Origin of the sequence: Streptomyces sp. NPDC007971, from assembly GCF_042958635.1 — a bacterium.
Taxonomy (GTDB): Bacteria; Actinomycetota; Actinomycetes; order Streptomycetales; family Streptomycetaceae; genus Streptomyces.
The window spans coordinates 81,182-94,740 of sequence record NZ_JBIBJK010000022.1; the positions used below are offsets into that span (position 1 = coordinate 81,182).

Here is a 13,559-nt window from a genome sequence, read left to right on the forward strand (position 1 = left end):
AATAAGGGTTGGCGGAATGTCGCGTGCATCTGGTACCCAAGGGTATGTTGCAGATCGGGACACGGTCGAGGGGAGCCACATGGCGGGGCGGAACGGGCGCACGGTACGGGATCTCAGACGGAGCAACCGCACGGCCGTGCTGCAGCGGCTGTACTTCGACGGACCCCTCAGCCGCTTCGAGCTGGGCCCGGTCACGGGTCTGAGCTCGGGCTCGGTCAGCAACGTGGTTGCCGACCTCGTCGCCGACGGCCTGGTCGAGGAGGCGGGCAGCGTCGATTCCGACGGCGGCCGCCCCCGCACCCTGCTGCGTGTGGCCCCGCGCAGCGGACAGATGATCGGCGTCGACGTCGGTGAAACCCGGGTCCGTGTCGAGCTGTTCGACCTGACGCTGACCGAACTCGCCCGCACCGAACGCCCGCTGGCCACACAGGACTACGACGTCGACGTCATCGCCGGCCACATCCGCGACGGCATCGCCGAGGTCCTGACGGCCGAGGGGGCCTCGCCCGAGCGGCTCCTCGGCGTCGGGGTCGGTGTGCCCGGCATCGTCGAGCACGCGGCGGACCGGGGTGCCGTCGTGCACGGGCAGACCATCGGCTGGGACGCGGTCCCGCTGGAGGAGCTGCTCCGCTCGACCTCCCAACTGCCGGACACCGTCCCGTACTTCATCGACAACGGCGCCAAGACCCTCGGGCAGGCCGAGATGTGGTTCGGCGGGGGGCGCGGCGCCCGCAACGCGGTGGTCGTGCTCTTCGGCTCCGGTGTCGGTGCCTGTCTGGTCACCCCCGAGGTGGAGCACGGCCGCGCCCTGGAGTGGGGGCACCTGACGGTACGGGTCCGGGGGCGCCGCTGCCGCTGTGGTGCGCCGGGCTGCCTGGAGGCCTACGCGGGTGCCGAGTCGCTGCTGGCCCGCTGGCGCGAGGAGGGCGGACGGCCGCCCAGGGGCACCGACGAGGAGACCGCGCTGACCGCGATGCTCGCGGCCGCCTACCCGCCCGAGGGTCAGGATCCGGACCCGGTCGCGCTCGCCGTCCTGGAGGAGACCGCCGAGTACCTGGGCGCCGGCCTGTCCGACCTGGTCAACCTTTTCCAGCCCGAGCGGATCCTGATCGGTGGCTGGGCCGGGCTCCAGCTCGGCACCCGGTTCCTGCCTGCCGTGCGCCGGCACGCGACGGCGTACGCCCTGCGCCACCCGGCCGACAAGGTGGCCATCGAGCTGGGCCGGCTCGGCCCCGACGCGGTCACCGTCGGTGCGGCGATCCTGCCGCTGGCCGACTTCTTCGCCCGCGGCGGCCGCCGCGCCGAACCGGTGGTCGAGGACCGGTACCCCGCCTGGCGGGCCGCGCTGGAGGAGCGCGCACCGCACTGAGCCGGGGGTCGACGAGCCGATCGCGCACCGCACTGAGCCGGGGGTCGACGAGCCGGGCAGGCACCGCGCTGAGCGCAGGGTTGCTGAGCGCGGGGTCGCCCAGGGCTGGTGCGCGCGAGCGCAGGGCAGCCGGAGGCGCGATCGCCGAGTGCGGGGTGCGGGTGCCGAGTGTGGCGTTCCGAGTGAAGGGTGCCGTGATGCACGTCACGGCACCCTCTGGAACACCAGGGGTTGGTTGCCCGTTGAACCAGGCGTGGGTGCGGAGGGGACAGTGTCCCCGGGCCTCACCTTTTGCCCACAGGGACGATCGTTCGGTTGAAGCCCTGTGGAGCCTTTCGCCGAGAGGCGACCGCCATCCGTGCCCACCACCTGGCCGCCCCGGCCGTGATTCCCCCGTCACGGCCGGGGCTTTCTCATGACGCCCCGGCCCGCGTCCGGCCGTCATGGGTCCACGCCAGCAGTGCCTCGGCCGTCCAGGTGGTCACCACCCGCTCGGTCGGCACCCCGCACTCCGCCGCCCGCGCGCAGCCCAGGATCTGCCAGTCCAGCTGGCCGGGCGCGTGCGCGTCGGTGTCGATCGAGAACAGCACCCCGGCAGCCACGGCGTCGCGCAGCAGACGGCGCGGCGGGTCCAGCCGTTCGGGACGGCTGTTGATCTCCACGGCCGTCCCGGACTCGGCGCAGGCGGCGAACACCGCCTCCGCGTCGAACTCCGACTCCGGCCGCCCGCGCCCCGTGACCAGGCGTCCGGTGCAGTGGCCGAGCACGTCGGCATGCGGATTCCGTACGGCGGCCACCATGCGGCGGGTCATCGAGCGGGCGTCCATCCGCAGCTTGGAGTGCACGGACACGACGACCACGTCGAGTCGTGCCAGCAGCTCCGGCTCCTGGTCCAGTGAACCGTCCTCCAGGATGTCGCACTCGATGCCGGTGAGCAGCCGGAACGGCGCCCAGCGCGCATTGAGCTCCGCCACCGCCGCCAGCTGCTCGCGCAGCCGCCCGGGGGACAGGCCCCGGGCCACGGTCAGCCGGGGGGAGTGGTCGGTCAGGGCCGTCCACTCGTGGCCGAGCCGGGCCGCGGTCCGCCCCATCTCCTCGATCGGGCTGCCCCCGTCCGACCAGTCCGAATGGGTGTGGCAGTCCCCGCGCAGCAGCGCCCGCAGTTCGGCGCCCGGGCCGGCGGCCGACGGGCCGGCGGCCTCCTCCTCCACCGTGCGCAGATAGCCGGGCACCTCCCCGGCCAGGGCCTCCCGCACCACCTGCGCGGTCTTCGGGCCGATCCCCTTCAGCGACTCCAGCGTTCCGGCCGCCGCGCGCTCGGTGACCTCGCCCTCGGGCAGCGCCGAGAGCACCCGGGTGGCGGTACGGAAGGCCCGTACCCGGTGGGTGGGCGCCAGCGACCGCTCCAGCAGGAAGGCGATCCGGTCCAGGGCCGCGACGGGATCCATGGTCACCTCCACCTCGCCATGCCCCTCCAGGGTTCCCCGGCCGCCCCCGCCCCGCACGCGCACGGCACCCGGACGCGTGGCCGCGTCGGCACGCGGCGTCGCCGGGCGGGGGCGACCGGTCCTTCCGCGCCCCGGTCACCGACGGTGTGTGACCACGCGGGCCCGGGCCGCGGCCGGCGCTCTCCTGGGCGGGTCTCGCGGACGAGTCGTCGGCCCGGGTTGCGTTCTACGCTCTATTGCATGACCGAACAATCAGTTCCGTACATCTCCCATCCGCGGGTTCTGGTCCTCGGGCTGTGCCCGGGCAAGCCGGGCGAGCCGCCCTTCAGGATCATGGAGATCGACGGTCAGGTGGTCGGCTCGGCCAAGTCCATCACCGATGTGCTGGAGTCGGCGGCCTCCCACGGCATCACCATCCACGACCTGGACGACCCGGCAGTGGTGCGCTTCGTGGGCGGCGACAAGTACACCTGGACGCTGCACTGAAACGACGGCTCAGCCGACCGACCACTTCTGGTTGGCGCCGCCCGTGCATGTCCAGATCTGCAGCCGGGTGCCGTTGGCCGAGCTGTTCCCGGTCGCGTCGAGGCACTTGTCCGCCTGCGGATTGACGATGTCGTGCGCCGCCGAGACGGCCCATTTCTGGTTGGGTCCCCCCGTGCAGTCCCACAGCTGGACGGTCGAGCCGTCCGCCGTGCCGTTGCCGGTGACGTCCAGGCACTTGCCGAGCGCCCGGATCGTGCCGTCCGAACCGACCGTCCACTGCTGGGCGCCCGTGCCGTTGCAGTCGTAGAGCTGGACCGGGGTGCCGTTGGCGGGGTTCGCGCCCGCCACGTCCACGCACTTGCCCGCCAGGCCCCGGATCGGGACGCCGGCCGCGTCGTTGCTCGTCGTCACGGACACGGAGTCGACGACCAGCTGCTGCGGGAACTGAGTGGAGCCGTCCGGGTCGCCGGGCCAGTATCCGCCGACCGCCAGGTTCAGGATCAGGAAGAACGGCTTGTTGAACACCCAGGTCTTGCCGCCCAGGTCGGCGGGCGTGCGCCGCTGGTAGACGGTGCCGTCCACCGACCAGGTGATCGAGTCGGGCGCCCAGTCGACGGCGAAGGTGTGGAAGGCGTCCGCGAAGGCCTGCCCGCCCGGCAGGCTGTAGCCGGCGCCTATGCCGCCCGAGCCGGAGTAGCCCGGTCCGTGGATGGTGCCGTGCACGGTCGAGGGCTCGAACCCGACGTTCTCCATCACGTCGATCTCGCCCGAGTCCGGCCAGTTGACCGGCGTGCCCAGCATCCAGAACGCCGGCCACATGCCCTGCCCGCGCGGAATCTTCATGCGGGCCTCGACATGGCCGTACTGGGCGTTGAACTTCCCGGCGGTGTTCAGCCGGGCCGAGGTGTACTGACAGCTGCCGTACCAGCACTGGTAGCCCGCCGGGTTCTCCTTGCGGGCGGTGATGACCAGGTGGCCCTGGCCGTCGAGGGCCGCGTTCCCGGTGCCGGACGTGTAGTACTGCCGCTCGTGGTTGTTGACGTTGTCGCCGGTCTCCATCGTCCACTTCGAGGAGTCGACCCCGGAGCCGGCGGGCCCGTCGAAGGTGTCGGAGAACGTGGTGACGGCCGCGGCCGCCGGGGCTGTGGTCCCGGCCCGGGCCGGGACGACGGCGGCCGAGCCGACCAGGGCGGCCGACAGGGTGGCGAACAGGCATCTGCGGAGCAGGCGTGGGGAGGCCATGACTCTCCGATCGGCGTGGGGGGCGAGATGCCTCTTGATTTAAGAAGTGAGATAAGGAGGCGTCAATACCTTGGTACGGACCTGTTCTTGATGATCATTCAGCCGCGGGCCGGCGCGCGTGCACCGCACGCCCCAGCCGCCGGCCCAGGAGCAGCCAGCCGACCAGCGCTCCGGTCGTGTTGAGGACGACGTCGTCGATGTCGAAGGCCCGCCCGGTGACCAGCGCACCCTGGACCAGTTCGACCAGCAGCATCATGAACGCCGTGAGCGCCAGCACCTGGACCACCCCTCGGGCGCGCGGCGCGAGCACCGGGACCAGCACCCCGAACGGCACCCCGAGCAGCACGTTCCCCCCGATCTGCTTGACCGCGTCGCGCACGGGTGCGTTCTCCAGGTACGCCTTGAGGGAGCGACCGGGGTGCAGATTGCTGTGCGTCAGGGCCGCCGAGGCCGGGGACGGCTGCAACGTGAGCCGGGCGAGGACGGCGGCGAACGCCACCATGAGGACGAAGGCCACCAGCATCGCCAGGGCACGGACGGGGAACGGGAGGGCGTGCCGCACGGGTGCCGGGCGGGCCCGACCGGTCGGCGCCGGCTTCGTCCGGGTCCGGCCGGCGGCCGCCCGCTTCGTCCGGGTCCGGCCGGCCGGTGCCGGCTTCGCCGGGGCGCGCAGGATCCGGGGCAGGCGCAGAACGGTGCGGTCCATCGCTCCTCCAGTCTTCAACTTCCATGGCCTGTAGCCCGGTTACCCCCGCATCGGTTCAGGATGCCGCCGTCCGCGCGGCACCGGGTGCGCGCCGGCGGTTTGCGTTCACGCTCCCGGGGCACTCCGGTCCCGGGCCCGCGTGCCGCCGCCCCCGCACGGGTCCGGCGGTGCTTGGATGCCTCGAGCGGCGCGTCGGACAGAACGCCGCACAGCCGTACGGAGCGGACGGAGGAGGCCACGGATGGACCGGCGTACCGCCGCCCTCGTCCTGGGCGAACTCCTGGCCTGGTGGACCGGGCTGGCCCTGCTGTGGCTGGTTCTCGTCTCGTCCGTCGACACGCTGGAGCGGATCGTCGGGGCGAGCGCCGCGGCCGTGGGGGCCCTGCTCGCGCGAGCCGGGCGGCGGGCGGTGACCTGGCGGTGAACGGGTGGATCCTGGCGGCGACCGCCGAACTGGGCGGCGCAGGCGCCGTCGCTCTGTGGGGCCTGGCCACCGGCCCGCTCTCCCGCCGTGTCGTCGCGCAGAACATGGCCACCCCCGCGATCTGCCCGGCCCTCCTGCTGCTCGCGCAGGGGTACGGCCGCCCCGCCTACGTCGATCTCGCCCTGCTGCTCGCCCTGCTGGGCCCGGTCGGCACGCTCGTCTTCGCCCGGCTGCTCGCCGACGAACTGGCCGGCGACCCGCCCCGCGCCTGGAGCCTGACCTGGGCGGCGGCCGGACTGAGCGCGGTGGTCGTGGCCGCGGTGTGCGTGGCCGCGGGACCGAGCCGGGCGATGGTGAAACTGCTGGTGACCGGCGCCCTGCTGATCGGCGGCAACGTGATCGCCGCACGCGCGCTGACCGGCGGATTCAAGGGGGTGCGGGGTGGCTGACGCCGTGATCGTCGTGCCCCTGCTGCTGGTCGCCGCCTCCGCCACCCTCGCCGTGGTGCTCCGTGACCCGACCCGGCAGGCGCTGGTGCTGTCCGTCCTCGGCGCTCTGCTGGCCGTTCTGTTCACGGTGCTCCAGGCCCCGGACGTCGGTCTGTCGCAGCTGGCCGTGGGCTCCGCACTCACCCCGCTGCTGATCATGCTGTCGGTGCGCAAGGTCAGGCGGCGCGGCCGGAGCGAGGACCGAGGGACATGAGCCGGCGGCTGCGGCTGTGGCTGCTCGCCATGGGCGGCGCGGGCGTCGCCGCCCTGCTGGTCGCCGCCGGCCTCGACCTGCCCGCCTTCGGCGGCCGGTGGCACCCCTACGGCGAGCGGGCCGTGCGGGCCTCCCTCGCCCGGCACATCGCCAACACCATCGCGTCCGTCAATTTCGACCAGCGGGCCTACGACACCCTCGGAGAGATGAGCATCCTGTTCGCCGCCGTCCTCGGCTGCGTGGTACTGCTGCGCGAGGCCCGTGACGAGCAGCGGGCGCAGCCGGAGCCCGCCCGGGTGGCCCGGCCGGTCCGCCGCTACGCACTGATCGTGCTGCCCGTCGCCCTGGTCACGGGCGTCTACGTGGTGGCCCACGGACAGCTCAGCCCCGGCGGTGGCTTCCAGGGCGGGGTCGTCGCCGCGACCGCCCTGCACCTGCTCTACCTCGGTGCCGACTACGGAGCCCTGGAACGCGTCCGCCCCCTCGGCGCGTTCGAGCTGTCCGACGCGCTCGGCGTCTGCGCCTACCTGGCCCTGGGGCTGGCCGGACTCCTCGCGGGCACCGCGTTCCTGGCCAACACGCTGCTGCCGTACGGCACGTTCAACACGCTGTCCTCGGGCGGCACCGTCCCGCTGCTGAACGCGGCCATCGGCGTGGAGGTGGCGAGCGCGGTGGTCCTGCTGCTCGCGGGATTTTTGGACCAGGCCGTCGAGATCGAGGAGGAGCAGGGGAGTTGAGCCCGTGATGCACGTCTTTCCCTACCTGGTCGCCGCCTACGTCTTCCTGACCGGCTGCTACGGCCTGGCCACCAGCCGCAACCTGATCCACGCAGTGGGCTGCCTGGCCGTGTGCCAGTCGGCCACGTACATCCTGCTGCTGGCCGTCGGCTACCGGGACGGGGGGACGGCACCGGTCTTCTCCGACATCGGGCCCGGATCCCGGCCCGTCGTGGACCCGGTCGTCCAGGCGCTCACCCTCACCGACGTCGTCGTCGGTGCCACGGTCACCGCGCTGCTGCTCGCGCTCGTCCTGCAGATCGCCAAACGGCACGGCACGGTCGACCCCGACGAGCTGAAAGAGCTGCGCGGCTGATGCACCACCTGCTTCCGCTGCTCGTCGTGATGCCGCTGCTCGGGGCCGCCGTGCTGGTGGCCGCGGGCCGCCGCCTGCCCCGGTTCGCCGCCGAGACCACCGCCTGCGCGGTCTGTGCCGGCACGGCGGCCCTCGCGCTGATCCTGCTGGCGGGCTCCTCGCCGCCGCTGGTCGAGTGGGTCGGCGGGTGGCGGCCCGTCGACGGCGAGAGCGTCGGCGTCGTGCTCGTCGGGGACGGGGCGGCGCTCGGTACGGCCGCGCTGGTGTCGTGGCTGACCCTGTCGGCGCTCGTCTACTCCTGGCGCTACTTCGAGGAGCCGCCGAGCGGACACGCCGGTTCGTTCCCCGCGCTGATGCTGGTCTTCCAGGGCGCCATGTGCGGCTTCGCCCTCGCGGGCGACCTGTTCAACGCGTTCGTCTTCTTCGAGCTGATGAGCGTCGTCGCCTACGCGCTGACCGGCTACCGGATCGACGAGGCCAAGGCCGTGCAGGGCGCGCTGACCTTCGGTGTCGTCAACTCCCTGGGCGCGTACGCGATGCTGATGGGCATCGGTCTGCTGTACGCCCGCACCGGTGAGCTGACCATGACGAAGATCGGCCGGGGCCTGGACGCACACGGCGGGCCGGACGCCCTCGTCCTCGCCGGATTCGTGCTGGTCCTGACCGGGCTGCTGGTGAAGGCGGCCGCGGTGCCCTTCCACTTCTGGCTTCCGGACGCGCATGCCGTCGCCCCCACCCCGGTGTGCATGCTGATGTCCGGCGTCATGGTCGAACTCGGCTCCTACGGCGTCTGGCGCGTGTACACCACCGTCTTCTCCGGACCGGGCGGGATCCCCGCCGCCGGCCTGACCCGGGCCCTGGTGGTACTCGGCACGCTCAGCGCCGCGACCGGCGCCGTCATGTGCTGGTACCAGCGCCACATCAAACGGCTCCTGGCGTACTCCACCGTCGCCCACACCGGTCTGTTCCTGATCGGCATCGGTGTGCTCGCCCCCGAGGCCGACGACGGGGTGGCCCTCTACCTCCTCGGACACGCCTGCGTGAAGGCCGCGCTGTTCGCCTGCACGGGAGCCCTCCTCGACCGGTTCGGCAGCGTCGACGAGCACGCCCTGTACGGCAGGGCCGGCGCCCTGCGCGGATTCGCGGTGATGTTCGCCGTGGGCGGCCTGGCACTAGCCGGTCTGCCGCCGTTCGGGACGGCGCTCGGCAAGGCGTCGGCGGAGGAGGCGGTCGGTGGCCCGCTCACCGTGGTCTACGTGCTTACCTCGGCGATCACGGCGGGTGCCGTACTGAGGGTCACCGCCCGGGTGTTCCTCGGTCTCGGGCCGCGGCCCGAGGACGCCGACTTCGAGACCAGCGGCTCCGACGAACAGCCCGAGACCGGCCGCATCCTCGGCCGCATCCCGGACTCCATGACCGCGGTGCCCGCCGTGCTGCTCGCCGCCGCCCTCGCCATGGGTGTGGTCCCCGGCTTCGGCGCCCTGGTGGCCCGCGCCGTCAACGAGGCCGGATCGGGCGGCGCCCAGGTGTCCGTGCACTGGACACCGCACGGCGTCCTGCTGGGCCTGCTGTCCGTGCTGCTCGCCGTCGCCCTGGCAGCCCTGGCCGTGACCCGCCCGCACATGGTCACGGCCCCCGGCTGGGCATCACCCCTGCGGCGCCTGCAGTCCGGGCACGTCGGGGACTACGTGGCCTGGCTGCTGGTCGGCGCGACCGTGCTCGGGGCGCTGGTCCTGCCGGGGGTGCCGGGCGGCTGACGGCCGGGCGCGGACCAGGTCCCGTACGTGACATGCGCCCTCCGTCAAGCCGAGGGGCGCAGGATCAGGTGCCGTACGTGACGTGTACCTCCTTGAAGCCGAGGGAGTGCAGCAGGCCCTGGAGCATGCCGGTGGTGTTCGCCTCGGCGCGCGCGGTCAGTCCGCTGCTTCTGGCCGCGTCGCCGATGTGCCGCACGGCAAGCTTCTGCACCGCCTGCTCGCCGTTGGGGTTGTCCGAGAACAGGTCGCCGAGCCGGTCCAGCAGGCCGCGCTGCTTGGAGACGGCGTAGGAGTGGTCGGCGTCGAGCGCCGGCCTGCCGAGACGCGCGTGCGGCAGCCGGAGCGTGGCGGAGGTCCGGTCGGCGTCGACCGACACGTCCTTCTCGCCGACCCGGCCGAGGTCGACGTAGGCGTCCACGGTGCCCGCGCCGACGTACAGGGTGCGGGTGCCGCGGATCGCGGCGGGCAGGTACTTGGCGTCCTTCTCCAGGTCCACGACGACCTGGAAGGCGCCGGAGGCGGCGTCGTAGCGGCTCATGTCCTGGACGGACTTCAGAAGGGCGGGGCCCGAACGGTCGTGCGACTCGGTGCCGAACAGATCCTTGATGCCGGGGAGCACGGCGAGCCGGATACCCGCGAACAGCACCGCGAGCACCAGTACGAACGCCGTGACCACCTTGGCCCAGCCGGGCATGCGCCGGGGCGGGTGCGTGACGGAAGTCGTCATGTCGACGGTCCTCCTTCCTGCATTCCGGATTCCCGTCAAACGCCGGAGCAGACCGGTGCGTTGGCCGAATGGCACCCATGACGTACGCGCGGTGGACGACGCCGACCGGTGGATTCCTCTCCCGCGAGGGCGCACCGCTGCCCTGGTGAGGGGGCACGGCCAGTAGCATGACCGGCGCAGCCCGTGCCGATCATGCGAGGAGCGGATCGTGCGAGACATCGCCGTCTTCAGTGGCAGTGCCCATCTCGGACTGGCCGAGGAGGTCTGCGCCCACCTCGGTGTGCCGCTCAGCCCCACCCGGGTCAGCCGGTTCGCCAACGACTGTCTGGAGGTGCAGCTTCAGGCCAACTGCCGGGAACGGGACGTCTTCCTGATCCAGCCGCTGGTCAGGCCGGTGCAGGAGCATCTGGTGGAGCTGCTGCTGATGTGCGACGCGGCCCGCGGTGCCTCCGCCGCCCGGATCACCGTCGTCATGCCGCACTACTCCTACGCCCGCTCCGACAAGAAGGACGCGCCCCGTATCTCGCTCGGCGGCCGGCTGGTCGCCGACCTGCTGGTGGCGGCGGGCACGAGCCGGGTCCTCGCCATGACCCTGCACGCACCGCAGGTCCACGGTTTCTTCTCGGTGCCGGTCGACCATCTGCACGCCCTGCGCGAACTTGCCGCGCACTTCCGCCACCACGACCTGTCGCGCACCACGGTCGTCTCACCGGACCTCGGCAACGCCAAGGAGGCCGCCGCCTTCGCACGGCTGATCGGCGCGCAGGTGGCGGCCGGCGCCAAGCAGCGGTTCGCGGACGACCGGGTGAGCATCAGCTCCGTGATCGGCGACGTCACCGACCGCGACGTGATCGTGCTGGACGACGAGATCGCCAAGGGCAGCACGGTGCTGGAACTCCTGGACAGGCTCCGGGAGTCGGGGCCGCGCTCGATCCGGGTGGCGTGCACGCACGGCCTGTTCGCGGCCGGGGCGCTCAAGCGGCTGAGCGAGCAGCCCGACGTGCTGGAGATCGTGTGCACCAACACCGTTCCGGTGCCCCTGGACGAACACACCGACAAGCTGCGTGTCCTGTCCATCGCGCCGGCCCTCGCCGAGGCCGTGCGACGCATTCACAACGGTGAGTCCGTGAGCGCCCTGTTCGATGAACCGGCAAGCGCCTAGACAGGTTCGACCAGATCGACAAGGCGCCCGACGAGCGCCAGCGCGGCATCACCATCTCGATCGCCCACGTCGAGTACCAGACCGAGCACCGGCACTACGCGCACGTCGACTGCCCCGGCCACACCGACTACATCAAGAACATGATCACGGGCGCCGCGCAGATGGACGGGGCCATCCTCGTCGTGGCGGGCACCGACGGGCCGATGCCGCAGACCAAGGAACACGTGCTGCTGGCCCGCCAGGTGGGCGTGCCCTACATCGTCGTCGCGCTCAACAAGACGGACATGGTGGACGACGAGGAGATCCCCCGTCGAGGACGTGTTCACCATCACCGGCCGGGGCACGGTCGTCACCGGCCGGTCGAGCGCGGCACCCTCAGGGTCAACAGCGAGGCCGAGATCATCGGCATCCACGAGAGGAAGACCCGGACCACGGTCACCGGCATCGAGATGTTCCGCAAGCTGCTCGACGAGGGCCGCGCGGGGAAGGACGTCGGTCTGCTGCTGCGCGGGGGCAAGCGCGAGGACGTCGAGCGCGGGCAGGTCGTGATCAAGTCCGGATCGGTCACCCCGGACACGGAGTTCGAGGCGCGCGCGTACATCCTCTCCAGGGACGAGGGCGGCCGGCACACCCCGTTCTTCGGCAACTACCGCCCCCAGTTCTGCTTCCGCACCACGGACGTGACCGGCGTCGTGACCCTGCCCAGCGGCACCGAGATGGTGATGCCGGGCGACGACACCACCATGCACGTCCAGCTGATCCAGCCGATCGCCATGGAGGAGGGCCTGAAGTTCGCCGTCCGCGAGGGCGGGCGGACCGTGGGCGCCGGTCAGGTCACCAGGATCCTCAGGTAGCCGACGGCCGGCCGGACGCGGCCTCGGGCTGCCCCAGGGCCGCGTCCAGCGACGGCTGCGGCGGCAGCAGCCGGGACAGTCCGGTGACCCGGAAGACGCGCAGCGTCAGCGGGTGGGTGCACACCAGGTGCAGTCGCCCGCCCTGCTCCAGCACCCGGCTGCGGGCCCGGTACAGCAGCCGCAGTCCCGAGCAGTCGAAGAACTCGACGGCCCGCAGGTCGATCACGATCCGCACGCCGGGCCGGCCGGTGGCCCGGTCCAGGGCGGGCGCGATCTCCGTCGCCGCCGCGATGTCGATCTCGCCGCGGAACTCCAGCACCGTGTGTCCGCGGTCCTGGTGTATGCGCAGATGCCGGGTGAACGGCGGGGTCTCCTGCTGCACGACGGCACCACCTCCCACGCGCGCGCCCGGAAATCCGTCTCCCGACGGTCAAGTTACCCTCGATGGACGGAATTTGAGCATGTTCGATTGACATATGTCTTCGAGTTTTCGCGCGTGCTGCCCTGTTGTCCAGGTGGTGCCGCAGGTGAGCACGGGCCGGACGACCGAGCCCGTGCTCACCCTCAGGGCCGGGGCTCAGTCGGCCAGCAGGACCAGCTTGCCCGTCGTCCGCCCGGTGTCGCCCAGCTCGTGCGCCTTGGCGGCATCCACCAGCGGGAAGGTCCCCGCGATCGTGGCGCGCAGCCTGCCCGAGCCGGCCAGCTCCGCGATCGCCTCGATCCCGGTCCGGTCGGCGTCCACCAGCATCTGCACCGCCCGTACGCCCAGTCGCTCGGCCTCCTCGTAGAACTCCCGGGAACCGTCCGGCAGGATCGACACCACGACCCCGCCCGGCCGCAGCACGCGCAGCGACCGCACGGCCGTCTCCCCGCCGACCGTGTCCAGAACGACGTCGACGTCCCGCACCGCCTCGGTGAAGTCGGTGGACCGGTAGTCGATCGCCTCGTCCACGCCGATCTCCCGCAGGAAGTCGTGCTTGCCCGCGCTCGCCGTCCCGATGACGTACGCGCCGCGCGCCTTGGCGATCTGCACGGCCACGTGTCCGACCCCGCCGGCCGCCGCGTGGATCAGGACCCGCTGCCCCGGCTGCACGTCGGCGTGCTCGGTCAGTGCCTGCCAGGCGGTCAGGGACACCAGCGGCAGCGCGCCTGCCTGGACGTGGTCGATCGAGGCCGGCTTGTGCGTCAGGGCGCGGACCGGGGCGATCACGTACTCGGCGTGCGAGCCGTGGCCGTACGGGTAGGGCAGCATGCCGAAGACCTCGTCGCCGGGCCGGAAGGCGGCCACGCCGATCCCTGTCTCGGCCACCTCGCCGGAGACGTCCCAGCCCAGGACGAACGGCGGTTCGCCCAGGAACATGCCGAAGGCCCGGTGCTTCCAGTCGGTGGGGTTGAGCCCGGCGGCCCGCACCCGGACCAGGACCTGGTTGGGACCCGGCTTCGGCCGCTTGGTGTGTACTTCCTTCAGGACCTCGGGACCGCCGAGGACGTCCTGGCTGATGACACGCATCGTGTTCACATTGCTCATGGTCAACCAGCCTGCCGGGAGCCGCCCGCCCGGGAAATGGCATGATTGCCAACCTTCGATAG

At 72.2% G+C, this 13,559-nt stretch carries 15 protein-coding genes and 1 pseudogene; 10 read left to right on the plus strand and 6 right to left on the minus strand.

Going from position 1 to position 13,559, the window contains the following annotated elements; all coding sequences use genetic code 11:
* Positions 1–79: 79 nt before the first annotated feature.
* On the plus strand, positions 80–1,369 hold the full coding sequence (locus tag ACFZCP_RS36130; RefSeq protein WP_391436736.1) for an ROK family protein: 1,290 nt from the start codon (positions 80–82) through the stop codon (positions 1,367–1,369).
* A 413-nt stretch (positions 1,370–1,782) separates the two neighbouring features.
* Here the strand turns inward: ACFZCP_RS36130 and ACFZCP_RS36135 are convergent, their stop codons facing one another.
* Positions 1,783–2,817, minus strand: a complete 1,035-nt coding sequence (locus tag ACFZCP_RS36135) for a PHP domain-containing protein (RefSeq protein ID WP_391436741.1) — start codon at positions 2,815–2,817, stop codon at positions 1,783–1,785.
* 240 nt (positions 2,818–3,057) lie between these two features.
* Here ACFZCP_RS36135 and ACFZCP_RS36140 point away from each other — a divergent pair, with 240 nt between their 5' ends.
* A complete protein-coding gene (locus ACFZCP_RS36140) occupies positions 3,058–3,303 on the plus strand; it encodes a hypothetical protein (RefSeq protein ID WP_391436744.1) in 246 nt (81 codons plus the stop codon).
* Positions 3,304–3,312: 9 nt separating this feature from the next.
* Here the strand turns inward: ACFZCP_RS36140 and ACFZCP_RS36145 are convergent, their stop codons facing one another.
* Both ACFZCP_RS36145 and ACFZCP_RS36150 read right to left on the minus strand, forming a co-directional pair.
* Positions 3,313–4,545 (minus strand): ricin-type beta-trefoil lectin domain protein, encoded by a 1,233-nt coding sequence (locus ACFZCP_RS36145; RefSeq protein ID WP_391436748.1) that lies wholly within the window; start codon positions 4,543–4,545, stop codon positions 3,313–3,315.
* A gap of 94 nt (positions 4,546–4,639) precedes the next feature.
* The gene (locus ACFZCP_RS36150; protein WP_391436750.1) at positions 4,640–5,251 is read right to left on the minus strand and encodes a VanZ family protein; all 612 of its coding nucleotides are present in this window, start codon (positions 5,249–5,251) and stop codon (positions 4,640–4,642) included.
* A gap of 241 nt (positions 5,252–5,492) precedes the next feature.
* On the opposite strand from ACFZCP_RS36150, the gene ACFZCP_RS36155 reads away from it, so the two are divergent.
* The 6 genes from ACFZCP_RS36155 to ACFZCP_RS36180 are packed head-to-tail and all read left to right on the plus strand — an operon-like array spanning position 5,493 to position 9,226.
* Entirely contained in the window at positions 5,493–5,675 is a 183-nt protein-coding gene (locus ACFZCP_RS36155; protein WP_362690508.1) for a hypothetical protein, read from the plus strand.
* Complete coding sequence (locus ACFZCP_RS36160; RefSeq protein WP_391436755.1) at positions 5,672–6,124, plus strand: monovalent cation/H+ antiporter complex subunit F; 453 nt, start codon at positions 5,672–5,674, stop codon at positions 6,122–6,124. Before ACFZCP_RS36155 ends, ACFZCP_RS36160 begins: the two co-directional genes overlap by 4 nt.
* Complete coding sequence (locus ACFZCP_RS36165) at positions 6,117–6,377, plus strand: hydrogenase subunit MbhD domain-containing protein (protein WP_391436758.1); 261 nt, start codon at positions 6,117–6,119, stop codon at positions 6,375–6,377. Before ACFZCP_RS36160 ends, ACFZCP_RS36165 begins: the two co-directional genes overlap by 8 nt.
* Positions 6,374–7,114 (plus strand): MnhB domain-containing protein, encoded by a 741-nt coding sequence (locus ACFZCP_RS36170; protein WP_391436764.1) that lies wholly within the window; start codon positions 6,374–6,376, stop codon positions 7,112–7,114. Before ACFZCP_RS36165 ends, ACFZCP_RS36170 begins: the two co-directional genes overlap by 4 nt.
* A gap of 7 nt (positions 7,115–7,121) precedes the next feature.
* Positions 7,122–7,469: a sodium:proton antiporter gene (locus tag ACFZCP_RS36175; RefSeq protein ID WP_362690496.1), complete on the plus strand. Its 348-nt coding sequence runs from the start codon at positions 7,122–7,124 to the stop codon at positions 7,467–7,469.
* Entirely contained in the window at positions 7,469–9,226 is a 1,758-nt protein-coding gene (locus tag ACFZCP_RS36180) for a proton-conducting transporter membrane subunit (protein WP_391436769.1), read from the plus strand. Before ACFZCP_RS36175 ends, ACFZCP_RS36180 begins: the two co-directional genes overlap by 1 nt.
* Before the next feature lie 64 nt (positions 9,227–9,290).
* Here the strand turns inward: ACFZCP_RS36180 and ACFZCP_RS36185 are convergent, their stop codons facing one another.
* Positions 9,291–9,953 carry a DUF4230 domain-containing protein gene (locus ACFZCP_RS36185; protein ID WP_391436779.1) on the minus strand — a complete coding sequence of 221 codons (663 nt, stop codon included), beginning with the start codon at positions 9,951–9,953 and terminating at the stop codon, positions 9,291–9,293.
* Positions 9,954–10,161: 208 nt separating this feature from the next.
* Here ACFZCP_RS36185 and ACFZCP_RS36190 point away from each other — a divergent pair, with 208 nt between their 5' ends.
* Positions 10,162–11,115, plus strand: a complete 954-nt coding sequence (locus ACFZCP_RS36190) for a ribose-phosphate diphosphokinase (protein WP_391436784.1) — start codon at positions 10,162–10,164, stop codon at positions 11,113–11,115.
* Positions 11,116–11,120: 5 nt separating this feature from the next.
* Positions 11,121–11,969, plus strand: a pseudogene (locus ACFZCP_RS36195) (GTP-binding protein); the annotation flags it as partial.
* Here ACFZCP_RS36195 and ACFZCP_RS36200 read toward each other — a convergent pair.
* Both ACFZCP_RS36200 and ACFZCP_RS36205 read right to left on the minus strand, forming a co-directional pair.
* Complete coding sequence (locus ACFZCP_RS36200; RefSeq protein WP_391436789.1) at positions 11,962–12,351, minus strand: anti-sigma factor antagonist; 390 nt, start codon at positions 12,349–12,351, stop codon at positions 11,962–11,964. The pseudogene ACFZCP_RS36195 and the gene ACFZCP_RS36200 sit on opposite strands and share 8 nt — an antisense overlap.
* Before the next feature lie 195 nt (positions 12,352–12,546).
* On the minus strand, positions 12,547–13,497 hold the full coding sequence (locus tag ACFZCP_RS36205; RefSeq protein WP_391436793.1) for a zinc-binding dehydrogenase: 951 nt from the start codon (positions 13,495–13,497) through the stop codon (positions 12,547–12,549).
* Positions 13,498–13,559 lie beyond the last annotated feature (62 nt).

What these genes read in the sequence shown, in the direction of transcription:
- ACFZCP_RS36175 (WP_362690496.1), top strand. Translation starts at nt 7,122, where the DNA reads ATGCACGTCTTTCCCTACCTGGTCGCCGCCTACGTCTTCCTGACCGGC.
- ACFZCP_RS36130 (WP_391436736.1), top strand. Translation starts at nt 80, where the DNA reads ATGGCGGGGCGGAACGGGCGCACGGTACGGGATCTCAGACGGAGCAAC.
- ACFZCP_RS36135 (WP_391436741.1), bottom strand. Translation starts at nt 2,817, where the DNA reads ATGGATCCCGTCGCGGCCCTGGACCGGATCGCCTTCCTGCTGGAGCGG.
- ACFZCP_RS36205 (WP_391436793.1), bottom strand. Translation starts at nt 13,497, where the DNA reads ATGAGCAATGTGAACACGATGCGTGTCATCAGCCAGGACGTCCTCGGC.
- ACFZCP_RS36145 (WP_391436748.1), bottom strand. Translation starts at nt 4,545, where the DNA reads ATGGCCTCCCCACGCCTGCTCCGCAGATGCCTGTTCGCCACCCTGTCG.
- ACFZCP_RS36170 (WP_391436764.1), top strand. Translation starts at nt 6,374, where the DNA reads ATGAGCCGGCGGCTGCGGCTGTGGCTGCTCGCCATGGGCGGCGCGGGC.
- ACFZCP_RS36185 (WP_391436779.1), bottom strand. Translation starts at nt 9,953, where the DNA reads ATGACGACTTCCGTCACGCACCCGCCCCGGCGCATGCCCGGCTGGGCC.
- ACFZCP_RS36140 (WP_391436744.1), top strand. Translation starts at nt 3,058, where the DNA reads ATGACCGAACAATCAGTTCCGTACATCTCCCATCCGCGGGTTCTGGTC.
- ACFZCP_RS36155 (WP_362690508.1), top strand. Translation starts at nt 5,493, where the DNA reads ATGGACCGGCGTACCGCCGCCCTCGTCCTGGGCGAACTCCTGGCCTGG.
- ACFZCP_RS36150 (WP_391436750.1), bottom strand. Translation starts at nt 5,251, where the DNA reads ATGGACCGCACCGTTCTGCGCCTGCCCCGGATCCTGCGCGCCCCGGCG.
- ACFZCP_RS36180 (WP_391436769.1), top strand. Translation starts at nt 7,469, where the DNA reads ATGCACCACCTGCTTCCGCTGCTCGTCGTGATGCCGCTGCTCGGGGCC.